Annotated in this window: 10 protein-coding genes; 5 read left to right on the top strand and 5 right to left on the bottom strand. The window is 64.9% G+C overall.

The features are described 5' to 3' along the window. Positions 1-4: 4 nt before the first annotated feature. Entirely contained in the window at positions 5-1,267 is a 1,263-nt protein-coding gene (locus RVF83_RS16970; RefSeq protein WP_005199176.1) for an FAS1-like dehydratase domain-containing protein, read from the bottom strand. 71 nt (positions 1,268-1,338) lie between these two features. Between RVF83_RS16970 and RVF83_RS16965 the strand changes: the two genes are divergently transcribed. From RVF83_RS16965 to RVF83_RS16950, 4 genes are all read left to right on the top strand, one after another. After that, positions 1,339-2,334, top strand: a complete 996-nt coding sequence (locus RVF83_RS16965; protein ID WP_005199177.1) for an LLM class flavin-dependent oxidoreductase — start codon at positions 1,339-1,341, stop codon at positions 2,332-2,334. A gap of 3 nt (positions 2,335-2,337) precedes the next feature. Beyond that, positions 2,338-3,108 (top strand): enoyl-CoA hydratase/isomerase family protein, encoded by a 771-nt coding sequence (locus tag RVF83_RS16960; RefSeq protein WP_005199178.1) that lies wholly within the window; start codon positions 2,338-2,340, stop codon positions 3,106-3,108. 67 nt (positions 3,109-3,175) lie between these two features. Next, positions 3,176-4,669: an AMP-binding protein gene (locus RVF83_RS16955; RefSeq protein ID WP_005199179.1), complete on the top strand. Its 1,494-nt coding sequence runs from the start codon at positions 3,176-3,178 to the stop codon at positions 4,667-4,669. Positions 4,670-4,709: 40 nt separating this feature from the next. Further along, positions 4,710-5,477 carry an enoyl-CoA hydratase gene (locus RVF83_RS16950; protein WP_005199180.1) on the top strand — a complete coding sequence of 256 codons (768 nt, stop codon included), beginning with the start codon at positions 4,710-4,712 and terminating at the stop codon, positions 5,475-5,477. A 7-nt stretch (positions 5,478-5,484) separates the two neighbouring features. On the opposite strand, the gene RVF83_RS16945 is transcribed toward RVF83_RS16950, so the two are convergent. The 3 genes from RVF83_RS16945 to RVF83_RS16935 form a co-directional block, all read right to left on the bottom strand. Continuing rightward, positions 5,485-6,216 carry an ABC transporter ATP-binding protein gene (locus tag RVF83_RS16945; RefSeq protein WP_005199181.1) on the bottom strand — a complete coding sequence of 244 codons (732 nt, stop codon included), beginning with the start codon at positions 6,214-6,216 and terminating at the stop codon, positions 5,485-5,487. Then, positions 6,213-8,984 (bottom strand): branched-chain amino acid ABC transporter permease/ATP-binding protein, encoded by a 2,772-nt coding sequence (locus tag RVF83_RS16940; RefSeq protein WP_005199182.1) that lies wholly within the window; start codon positions 8,982-8,984, stop codon positions 6,213-6,215. The genes RVF83_RS16945 and RVF83_RS16940 overlap by 4 nt, the downstream gene beginning before the upstream one ends. A gap of 91 nt (positions 8,985-9,075) precedes the next feature. Next, positions 9,076-10,338 (bottom strand): ABC transporter substrate-binding protein, encoded by a 1,263-nt coding sequence (locus RVF83_RS16935; protein ID WP_005199183.1) that lies wholly within the window; start codon positions 10,336-10,338, stop codon positions 9,076-9,078. A gap of 170 nt (positions 10,339-10,508) precedes the next feature. Between RVF83_RS16935 and RVF83_RS16930 the strand changes: the two genes are divergently transcribed. Then, the gene (locus tag RVF83_RS16930; protein WP_005199184.1) at positions 10,509-11,165 is read left to right on the top strand and encodes an SDR family oxidoreductase; all 657 of its coding nucleotides are present in this window, start codon (positions 10,509-10,511) and stop codon (positions 11,163-11,165) included. A gap of 581 nt (positions 11,166-11,746) precedes the next feature. Here RVF83_RS16930 and RVF83_RS16925 read toward each other — a convergent pair. Next, positions 11,747-12,124 (bottom strand): SRPBCC family protein, encoded by a 378-nt coding sequence (locus RVF83_RS16925; protein ID WP_039880618.1) that lies wholly within the window; start codon positions 12,122-12,124, stop codon positions 11,747-11,749. Positions 12,125-12,128 lie beyond the last annotated feature (4 nt).

Below are 12,128 nucleotides of genomic sequence, written 5' to 3'. Positions count from 1 at the left end.
CGTCTCAGGCGAAGCGCTCGATCTCATGGGCCAGCAGCGACTGGAGATCGTCGGCGGGTGGCTTCGGCAGTTCGACGGCCGCCTCGCGAGTCGGCAGCAGTACGACCGCGGTTCCCGGGGTGTTGGTCTCGCCACGCTGGTTGGTGCATGCCAGTTCCAGGTGAACCTCATTGCGGGTGCCTTGCTCGTCGGTCACCTGCCGCTTGTCGACGACCTTGCCGGTGATCCAGGTGGTGTCGCCGATGTAGTTGAACTTGCGGTGCTGGCACGACAGCTTCCACAGCCAGCCGTCGTCGCCGATCCAGTCGGTGAGGGCATGGGTCAACCAGGTCTCGCGCATCGCACCATAGTCGTAGTTCATCGGGATGCCGAGTTCCGCGGCACGTTCGGATTCCCAGTGCAGGCGTTGCACGGTATCGGGGATATTCCGTGAGTTCGCCGGGTACAGGCCGGGGACCTTGCGACGGATCGCCCGTGAGATGCCGAATGTCCCGGGCGGGGTGAGCTGCATGCCCCAACCGACATGCCACACGATCACATCGGTGACGGTGAGTGGGCCTTTGACGCGCTTGTCGATCTGGTCGCCGATCTCGACGTCCTCCCAATAGCGGGTCTCGGCGCCGCGCCTGGTCTCGGCGTCATAGGCCGCGTCGATCTCGGCGAGTTGCTCGTCGGTGTACGGGGTGGTGAAGTCGATGGGATCGGCCTTCTTGGCATTGGCCCGCGAGGTGTGGCGCTCGGCGTTGATCCAGGTGCCGCGTTGGATGGCGTGGATCTCACCGGCACCGTTGGCGAACAAGAAGTCGTTGGTGACGTGAGCAGTGCGACCACCGAACTTCGAAGGCTTCTCCTCGACCCCGACCTGCGCACGGACGACCTGACACCGGTCGCCGAGCGTCAGCGGGCGAAACCACTCGAACTCCATCACAGCCTGGTACGAGCCGAGTCCGGCGAACGGGTCACCCTTCAACAGGGCCTTCTGCTCGGGGCTCACCGGCGGCGCGGCGTTCTCGCCCATGGTGTACATGAAATTCGGCGGCGCGATCAGGGTTCCCCAGCGGGTGTTCTTGCCGTAGTCGGGATCGCACCAGAGGGGATTGGCATCGCCATATCCGAACGCGAAATGGCGTGTGCCATCGGCGGTCACCTCGTGATTGTGCGGGGTCAGAGGGCGTTCCGGAATGCCGATACGCCGGCGTGAACGCTCGAACGACTCGTCGGTCAGAATGCCGTACTCGGCGGATTGCGGGTTGGTCACATCACTCACGGCGACTCCTCATCTAGCGGCTATTGCAGCCACTATATAGTACAATCAGCTAAATGATTAAAGGAGTCGAGATGGAGTTCGGATTACCCTGGCCCGGAGCCGAGGTCGCACAGGAGGCGGAGAAGGCCGGCATCGCGGCGTTCTGCACCGGTGATTTTGTCGACAACGACGCATATTCGGTACTGGCGGACATGGCGGCAAACACGACAAAAGCCCAGGTAGGCACCAGTATCGCCTATGCGTTCTCCCGGAGTCCGTACGCGCACGCGTCCGCGATTCGAACGCTGCACAAGCACGCTGCGGGCCGATTGTTCCTCGGGCTCGGTTCGGGTGCCTACGCGATCAATCGGGACTGGGTCGGGGCAGAGGCCGACCGCCCGGTCGCGCGAATGAGCGATCTCGCCGGAGCGGTACGCGCCTGGCTGCATGCGGAGAACGGCGAACGTGTCCGTTACGACGGTGAGTTCTATCGGGTCGACGCGCGGGTCCAGGCACCGGTACTGGGCCGACTCGATGTCCCGATTTTGTTCGCCGGCTTCAACAAAGGCATGGCCGCTGCTGCGGCCCGACATGCCGACGGGGTCATCGGCCACGGCTTGTTCACCGCGCAATGGTGGGACGACGTCGTCCGGCCGGCGACCGCCAAAGGACTGGCCGACGCCGGCAAGAGCAGCACGATCGAACACGGTTGGCTGATCACTGCGGTTGATGACGACAACCCGGATCGGGCCATCCTCGACGCCCGCCGCATGATCGCCTTCTACCTCACCGTGAAGACCTACGACGCGTTCATCGAGCAGCATGGCTGGACGGACGCCGTGGCGGCGCTGCGCGCCGCCTTCAAAGCCGGGGACATGGACACCTTCACCAATGCCGTCACAGACGACATGCTCCACACGATTGCCGTGTGCGGCACAACGGCCGATGCGCGTTCGCGTCTGGCGGAGCGCAGGGCCGAGGGGTCGCTGGCCCGGGATCTGACATATCTGGGGCAGCCGGCGTTCCTGGTGAGCGATCGGCGACGAGCGGTCTACGCTCACAACAGCCTGGCGTTACTGGAAGGCTGATACGTGAGCTTCGTCAGCTACCGCTTCGAGTCAGGTTGTGCGCGCATCACATTGACCGATGGTGACCGGGGAAACCCGGTCCACTCCGATATGGTCGAGGAACTGTTTGCCGCGGTGCGGCGGGCATCGGCTGACTCGGCGCGAGTGATCGTGCTCAGCGCGCAGGGACGCTTCTTCTCCGTCGGCGGGGATCTGGCGGCATTCGCCTCGGCTGCGGACATGTCCAACTACATCGACGACCTCGCCGACTCCTTGCATCGTGTGGTGAGCGAACTCGTCCGCGCCGACGCCGTGGTGGTCTCGGTGGTGCAGGGTCCTGCTGCCGGGGCGGGCTTTCCGCTCGCCGCCGCGGCGGACATCATCATCGCGGCCCAGACGGCGACATTCAGTCTGGGCTATACGAAGGTCGGGCTCAACGTCGACGGTGGGACCAGCCTGCTCGTGCACTCGCTGGGTCTGCATCGCTCGCTGCGGCTGGCCCTTCTCAACGATGCGATCAGCGCCGACGAGGCACTGGCGACGGGCCTGGTCGCCCGGGTGGCTCCGGATGGTGATCTCGATCGGGTAGCCGAGAAGATCGTCGATCAGGTCCTCGCCGGCCCGGCCGGGGGACAGGCCGCCACCAAGCAGCTCTTGCGGGCGACCGCGGACGCGGCTCCCGAGAGCGCGTTGCGTCGGGAGGCGCTTGCCATTCGCACCACTGCCGGTGATCCCGACGCGAGAGAAGGGGTCGGGGCGTTTCTGGCGAAACGCCGACCCGAGTTCGCCAGATGATCGACGGTGGAAGCCGCTCACCGATATCGCACAATCGGGTGACGTCGACGATGACGGAGGACCACTGATGCACCTCACCGCGCTCGCTGCCGAGCTGGGAAGCAAACCTGCTGTGATCATGGGTGAATCGGGCCAGTCGATCAGCTATGCGGAACTAGAGCGCGCGTCGAACCGGATCGCGCACGTGTTGGCCGACCTCGGGTTGCGGCCGGGGGACCACATCGCGATCCTGATGGAGAATCGTCTGGACGTTTTTCCGGTGGCGTGGGCTGCGCAACGCTCAGGGCTCTTCTACACCCCGGTCAACTGGCATCTCACCGTCGCCGAGGCGGCATACATCGTCGACAACTGCGAGGCGACGGTGCTCATCTCATCGCCCGAACTCGCAGCGCTCGCCGACGAATGCGTGCGATCGGCCTCGCGCGAGGTGACCAGGCTGACCGTCGGTGAGGATCTCGAGGACCTGGCATCCGTGGCTCCGGACATCCCGATCGCGCATGAGCTGGAGGGCTGCTACATGTTCTACAGCTCCGGCACCACGGGCCGTCCCAAGGGGATACTGCCCGAGTTGACCGGTGATGCGTTCGGAACCGGATACGCGATCGACCACATGATGGGTACCGCATTCGGTCTCGGCCGCGACACGATATACCTCAGCCTGGGTCCGCTCTATCATGCGGCGCCGTTGGGGTGGTCCATGGGGGCCATCCGCAACGGCGGCACAGCAGTCGTGATGGGGCGGTTCGATGCGGAACGCTCGCTCGCCCTGATCGAGCAGTATGGTGTGACCGCAGCACAATTCGTACCCACCATGTTCGTTCGGCTGCTCAAGCTCCCCGACGAGGTGCGCCGATCCCACGACGTCGGCTCGCTGCGCATCATGATCCACGCCGGTGCGCCATGTCCCGTCGAGATCAAACGGCAGATGATCGATTGGCTCGGGCCGATTCTCGTCGAGTTCTACGCAGGCAGTGAGGGAACCGGATTCTTCATGGTCGACTCGAAGGCCTGGCTCGAACGGCCCGGTACGGTCGGAAAGGCTCTGCTCGGAGTTGTGCACATCTGCGACGACGACGGCAACGAACTGCCGGTCGGCGAGGTCGGGCAGGTCTGGTTCGGTGACGTCCGCCGGTTCGAATACCACGGTGATCCCGACAAGACCGCTGGTGCGTGGAATGACCGTGGCTGGAACACCCTCGGAGATCTCGGTCATGTCGACGCCGACGGCTATCTGTACCTGTCCGACCGGCGAACCGATCTGATCCTCTCCGGTGGCGTCAACGTCTATCCACGCGAGATCGAGGACGTACTCATCCTGCACCCGGCAGTTGCCGACGTCGCCGTCATCGGGGTCGCCGACGACGAGTTCGGCCAGCGGGTGCACGCGTTCGTATTGCCCAGCGACGAGACGCATCCCGGACCGGATCTCGAGAAAGCGCTCGCCGCGTACGCACGCGAGCACCTCGCCGGCTTCAAGGTTCCCCGCGGGTGGACCTTCCTCGACGAGTTTCCGCGGCTGCCCAGTGGAAAGGTGCTCCGCCGCAAGCTGCCGGTGAGCTGAAAGCCGGCACTTCCGGAGGTGTGATGACGGGACGGCAAACATGACCAACGAAGCAGGCGGGCAGCCGTTGCTCGTGGATCGTCGCGGCGGCGTCACCGTCCTGACGTTGAACCGCCCTGCCCGACGCAACGCACTCGACAGGGCCTTGCGCCGTGCACTCAGGAAGGAGTTCGCCACCGCTGAAGCCGACGACGATGTGCGGGTCATCATCGTCACGGGCGCGGGAAGTGCATTCTCGTCAGGCGTGGATCTGTCGGAGGCGTTGACCGGGCCTGCGACGGCCCCGGAAGGTGCGACACCCACACAGGTGATGCGATCGCTGTCCAAGCCGGTGATCGCAGCTGTCAACGGTCCATGCTTCACCGGTGGGCTCGAGCTCGCGGTCAGTTGCTCGTTCATCATCGCCTCCGAGGAGGCCGTGTTCGCCGACACGCACACGTCGATCGGTCTGATCGATGGATGGGGCGGCAGCGCGATGCTGCCGCGGATTGTCGGACTGCCGATGGCCACCCAGATCATGCTCACCGGGAACCCCGTCGATGCGCAGACGGCGTTGCGTATCGGGCTCGCCAACGAAGTCGTGCCGGCCGATCGGCTCATGGAGCGGACCCTCGAGATCGCAGAATCCATCGCGGCCGCTCACCCCGAGGCAACACGTCGACTGCTCCGGTTACTCAACGACGGCGCCGGAAGCTCCACGGCGCACGCCCTCGGTCTCGAGGCCGAGGCAGCGGCGACCTGGCGGCCGAACGGCGCGGAGATCCGTCGTCGCTTCTCCACGCGAACGCAGAAGCCGGATCAGACGTAACCGGGTCCTACTCGGCGGCAACCTTGTCGCCGCCGAGATAGGCCGCCTCGATCCGCTCCGGATGCGCCAACAGGTCCCCGGCATCGCCGGAGAGGACCTCGGTGCCGTGGGCGAGCACAACGGCGCGGTCGGCGGTCTGCAGGGCGAGACGGACATGCTGCTCCACGAGAATCACCGCTGTTCCGGTGTCGTCGGCGACCTGACGGATCACCGGCAGGAGTTGTTCGACGATGACCGGCGCCAGACCCATGCTGAGTTCGTCGATGAGCAGCACCGTGGGGTCCTGGACCAGCGCGCGCCCGATGGCGAGCATCTGCTGTTCGCCGCCCGACAGCGAGCCGGCGGCTACCGAGGTCCGTTCGCGCAGACGAGGGAACAGATCGAACACCCCGGCGATCTTTGCCTTCTTGCGGCCGGCGAGTTTCAGGTTCTCGTAAGTGGTGAGCGTGGTGAACAGCGCACGATCGTCGGGCACCAGTACGAGCCCGTGGCCGGCGGCCTGGCGAGAGTGCCCTGACCGTAATGTGTTGCCGTCCAGGGTGACCGACCCGTCCGCCCGGTTGATCAAGCCGGCCAGCGCCAGCAGGGTAGTGGTCTTGCCTGCACCGTTGGGGCCGAGCAAGGCGAGGATCTCGCCGCGGTGAACACTCAGGTCGACATCTCGGATGACCGGTGCGCCCGCATAGCCCGCGGACAGTCCTGAACATGACAGCACTGGGGTCTTTGATGTGGTGTTCACGTGGTGACCTCCTGGGCCTGGGCGAGGGCGGGTTCTTCCAACGCGGCCTCCTCCGGGGGTGCGCTGCTGCCGAGGTATGCGCGGATGACCTCGGGGTTCTGCTTGATCTCGTCGGGAGTACCGATGGCGATCACACGCCCGAGGTCGAGGACGACGATGCGGTCACACAGGTCGAGCACCAATCCCATGTCGTGATCGACCATGACCACCGTCGTCCCGGCGCCTCGGACTGCGCGCAGTCGCTGCCCGAGCCACATGCTCTCCGAACTGTCGAGGCCGGCGGCGGGCTCGTCGAGCATCAATGCCTTGGGGCGTCCGGCCAGCGCGCGAGCGATCGACACCAACTGTCGTTGTCCCTGGGACAGTTCGGCGACCATCCGGTCGGCGACCGGGGTCAGGTGCAGGATTTCGAACAGTCGCTCGAGATCGGGGTCATCCTCGCCGCGATGCTTGGCGGCTTCGGTGCCGACGAGCACGTTCTCCCGCACGGTCAGGTCGTCGTAGAGTTCGATGCCCTGGAAGGTACGTCCGAGTCCGCGCCGGCTGCGTTCGTGTGGTGCGAGTTCGTCGAGACGCTCGCCGTCGAGAACCACCGAGCCACTCGAGTTGGCAAACCCGCTGAGCGCGTCGATGAGGGTTGTCTTGCCCGCCCCGTTCGGTCCGATCAGACCGAGGATCTCGCCTGAGCGGACTGAGAAGCTCACGTCTTCGAGGGCGATGACGCCGCCGTAACGCATTCCGACGGCCTCGGCGGACAGCACTTCGGCGCCAAGAGCGGGAGCTTCGGATATCGAGGTCGGGTCGACAGAGAGCTCCAGATCGACCGATCCGTTGGGGCGGTGGCGAAGTCGGGCGATCAGCGCGTGGACGGGGCCGACGATGCCGTCCGGGTTCACGATGACGGACACAATCAGGAGCACACCGGTGATCACGGCGAAGTAGTCGCCGAGGTTGACCCACTTGTCGAGCGCAAAGTACAAGATGCCACCCACCCCGATGACGCCGGAGAGAACCCCGCCACCGATTGAACTGATGCCGGCCAGGTACACGGTTGCGAACAGGGCGATTCCGGCCAGCGCAGAGTAGCTGGCCGCCGACGCGACATTCTGTTGATAGGCCATCAGGGCGCCGCCGAGGCCGGCGATGAACGAACCGATCGCGAACGCGATGATCTTGACCCGGTTCACCGCGATGCCGGATGCCGCGGCAGACCGCTCGTTGGCGCGCACGGCGAGCATCGACGCGCCGAGCCTGCTACGGCGCAGGAACGCGACGCCAAGGCCGACGAGTACGGCGACCACGAGGCAGAGGATTCCGAAGGTGATGCGGGGATACGCGTCGCCGTTCCCGATGCCGAAGTCCAGGCCGAACATGGTGGGGTTCTCCACCGGAGCACCCACGGCACCACCGTTGAAGTCGGTGTTTCGGAACCAGAAGGCCTCCAACGTGACCGCCATGGCCAGGGTGAGCACCGCAACGGGCAGCCCGCGCAGTCGGAGTGCGGGTAGGCCGATCACGACTCCGATGACGGTGGCGACGAGCGCCGCGACTATCGGAGCGAACGGAAACGGCACGCCGAGGACCGTGGTCAGGCGGCTCACGACGAAGGCCGAGGTGCCCGCGAGGGTCAACTGTGCGAGAGACACCTGGCCGGCGAATCCGGTGACCACCACCTGGGAGAGTCCGATGATGGCCAGCACGATGGTGGTGATCACCGCACCGCGAGTGCCCCCACTCGTGGCGAACAACGCCACGAGCCCGATGGCGACCGCAATCATCGTCGGCGTCACAAGGTTCCGCGGCCGTGGTGCGCGTCCCAGCGACAAGGAGGAGAGAGTCCCGCGCTGAGGGAGTTGAGCGCGTCGGACGACGAGCAACACCAGGATCAGCACGAGCGTGGCCAGCTCCGCGACGCCGCCTGCCGGGAACCAGTCGATGGTGTTCTGCAGGTAGATCAGCTCACCCTGGACCATGCCGATGATCAGTCCCGCCGCGACGGTCGGCCCCACCTTCGTGAAGCCGCCGACCATTGCCGCGGCGAGCGCTGGGACGATGAACAGTGTGTATGACAGTGGCACCAACGGAACGATCGGCGCGATCAGGATGCCACTGACGCCGGCGACGACGACGCTCAGAGCCCAGTTGATGGCTGCGACACGATTCGGCGAGAGGCCCGAGACAATCGCTCCACGTTCGGTTTCGGCGACCGCCCGGGTGGCCAGTCCGAACCGCGTGTATTTGATCAGCGCGCCCAGGGCGAGCGCGAGCACGATGATGATGAGCGCGAACCAGACCCGGTCGGCCGGGATGCGGACACCGGAGACCGTGTAGATCTCCTGCGACAGAATGGGTTCGACCGAGACCGGACTGGTCCCGACCCGCATGGCGAGTACGAGCTGCACGACGAGCATCACTCCGATGCTCGCGACAGCCTTGGCCACTGGTGACGACGTGCGCAACCAACGAAAGACCAGTAGGTAGAGGATGAGACCGACGGCAGCTGCGATCACCAGGGAAATTGCCGCGGCGGAGGTAAACGTCAGCGGCTGGGACGAGAGCGTGATGGTCTGCGGGAACCCGGGAATGGGGACAAGGAGTTCCCCCTTGCGTAAGAAGGCGAATGTGTAGGCGATATAGAGAGCGAGCGCACCCGTGGCGAAATTGACGACCCCAGAACTTCGGAAGGTCACCACCAGGGACATACCAAGCGCAGCGAACACCGCACCGGCACCGAGGCCGAGGATCAAGAAGGCGAGATGGTCAGACACGCGAAGGTTGCTCTCTGCTAGACGAATGGGGTCAGCCGGTTGGCCCGGTTCCGTTGACTCCGGCGTTATCCAACGGAACCGGGCCAGGACGTCAGTTCAGCTGCTTGACGTCGGTGATCTGGCCGTTGTCGACGGTGCCCACCAGGGCGCCTGCGCTACATGCCATGGGCAGGCCGGGGACGGCCTTGCCGTTGCAGCTCATCGCCAGCCCATCGCCGACCGGCAGTGGAACATTCGCTGCGGCACGAATGGCACTGTTCACCGACGCTGCAGTGACGTCGCCCTTGACAGTTCCGGCGGTGCGGACGAAGCCGAGCATCGACTGGTAGGCGGTCACCGCGGTTCCGTTGGGTGAGACCGAGGGTGCGTATTTGGCCATGATCGCCTGATAAGTCAGCGATTCCGGATCGGTTCCGGAGCCGAAGGCGGTGTTGAACACCTTGGACCCGTTCAGCTCTGCGCTGGCGGCCTCCATGACGCTCGGATCGAGGCATGGTCCGATCACCATCTTCTCCGCGTCCGTGCCGACGGTGCCGAGAGCCTTGAGCACCGAGGTGCACATCGTCGGATCGCCGACGATGCCCACGGCCTGCGGGTTGTTCTTGAGGCCGGCGGACACCTGCGGTGAGGCATCAGGATTCCCGAGGGGGATGGCAACGACGTTCAGGTTGATGCCGGCCGCCTGGAACGCCGGAACACCCATGGCCTTCGCGCCGTTGATGGCGGCTGCGGAGTCGGTGACATAGAGCGTCACGTCCTTCATGCCGCTACCCGCCGTGTACTTGGCCATCCCGCTCAGAACCGCGGGAAAGCCACCTGTCCATGAGTAGGAGTAATCCGGAGCCGTCAGCTCGGTCTGTCCTGCGCCCTGGTACGAGGTGTAGGGGATCTTGGCGCCGGTGAGGATGGGTACCATCACGTCGCCTTGGGCGGTGTTGGTCACCACGACGCCCACCACACCCGCCTCGACCATCTGGTTGGCGCACGCAGTTGCAGACGCCGGGTCTTCCTTGGATTTGCATTCCACAAGTTCGATCGGTCGACCGCCGATGCCTGCGAGATTCTCGTTGGCATACTTGACCACGGCCTCGGCCGTTTCTCGATCCTCGGGCAACGAGATCGCCGGGCCGCCTTCGGGGTTGATCAGCCCCACCTTGACCGGTGTCCCGCTGGCCTGATTGCCGGCAAATGTACCGCTGGGTGCAGCCGCGACCGCGCTCTCGGCGGCTGCCGACGATGAGCCGCCCTCACTGGAAGAATCCTCGGTACATGCTGTGGCGCCGGCGATGACGACCACGGCGCCGAGGCACGCTGCCGCATAGCGGCGACGCGAGCGGGATGACGCGAAACGCATACTGACTTCCTTTGATCGGCGAGGCTCGTCGCGAGCCTCGGCACATTTTCGCTGCGTTGTGATACAGACCACTCCGAAGGGTGATGGACGAAAGGTAGACGAATCAGTGAATACATGTCAATAAGTAAACTGATTCGCTGAATATATCTGGTCGACTATGCTCGAAACCCATGAGCAAACCGGTCATCGTCGTGGTGGGAGCAGGTCCGGGCGTCAGCGGTTCGGTCGCTCGGCGATTCGCGGCGAAGGGATACGACGTCGGGCTGCTCGGCACCGATGCGGATCGGTTGGCGGAGTTGGATCGCCAGGTTGCCGACCAGGGCGCGCAGACTCTCGCCGAGGTCGTGGACGTCACGGACGTGGCGGCGGCCACGTCAGAGATTGGTTCAATGGGGCAGTGGTGGAACCGAATCGACGTCCTTCACTTCAACCCCAGTGCTTTCCGAGAAAAGGATCCACTCGAACTCACTGTCGAGGAACTGCTCGAGGATGTCGCGCTCGGTGTGGGCGGCCTACTCACTGCGGTTCAGGCCGCGCGGCCGTTCATGTCGGCGGGTGGCCGCATCACCGTGACCGGGAGCATGGCGGCGGACAAGCCGTGGAATCGTGCGGCGTCTCTGGGCGTGCAGAAGGCCGGGATCCGGAATCTTGTCCGTAGTATCGATACAACTCTCGCACCGGAGGGCATCCGCGCCGTGTCGGTGACGGTGCAGGGTTCGCTCGCCCAGGACGGGCCCTTCACTTCCGATCGGGTGGCCGGGGCGATCTGGGAAGCCGCACACCAGGACGAGGCGTCATGGTGTGCCGAGGTGGCCTACCACGGGTGAGCGCGGTTCGATCCTCAGCGTGGCGGATCCCTTTCGCGTCAGGTGGGTTACGGGGCTGATCGGTTAAACCTCTGCACGACCACACTTTCGCCCCGAGCGCTCAGACGAGCTGCGTGCGAGGAGTGCGCTGCCGGCGATGAGAATGACGGCCGAGGTGAGTTTGCGCGCGGTGGCGACCGACACCCAGTTCGCCATCCGACCGCCCGCGGCGCCGCCCAGTATGACGGCGGGGGTGAGTAGCGCGGCGTCACCCCAATCGGATCCGCCGACATCGATCCGGGCCTATGGGACGAGCGAAGGAACGTCGTCGGTTAGCACCTGCGTTTCTGTCATTGGCCGTGTCCGAAGGGTGCCACGGTGGTCTCAGTCCCAGCTCTGGATTACTCTCAACTAGTTCTGGATCGGACAGATGGACTGGGTCGAGTCCTCTCATCTGTTTCTACTCGGCCTGGTTAAGTGCCGATAAGATACATTATGTCAACCTGTCTGTAGCGAGTTGCATCATCCGCGAACTCGACAGGCAGTCCCGCGCCGGACAGTGCTGGCTGTGTCCCTCATCGTGTTCGACTTCGAACTGTCCCCTACTCGAGACGACACGCGATCCGTTCTATGCGCGGCAACGCGATGGCCAGTACCGGCAGATACGCCACCGCCCAGACCGGCGCGCCGAAGCTGAGAACACAGCCGCCCGCCACCGGGATCACCTCATGTCGCGTCGCGTGCACCCCCGCCACTTTCCAAGCCCATAACCGTCGATCCACGAACTCGGTGATTTCGAAGGCCAGGGGCAGCCCCGCGATAGTCGTGATCGTTCCGCGTACCCCGGAGGCCAACTCGACGTCTTCGTCCACGCGTGCCCCGATGATGGTGGGCCCCCATCTCGGCCAGGTGCTCACATCGGTGATGGTTGCCCACACCGCTTCGGGGGGTAGGTTCATCCGCAGTTCGGTTGTCGGCATGCCG

Origin of the sequence: Gordonia rubripertincta (assembly GCF_038024875.1) — a bacterium.
GTDB classification, from domain to species: Bacteria; Actinomycetota; Actinomycetes; order Mycobacteriales; family Mycobacteriaceae; genus Gordonia; species Gordonia rubripertincta.
The sequence above is the reverse complement of the archived record's forward strand: the minus strand, read 5'-3'. Positions and strand labels throughout refer to the sequence as shown.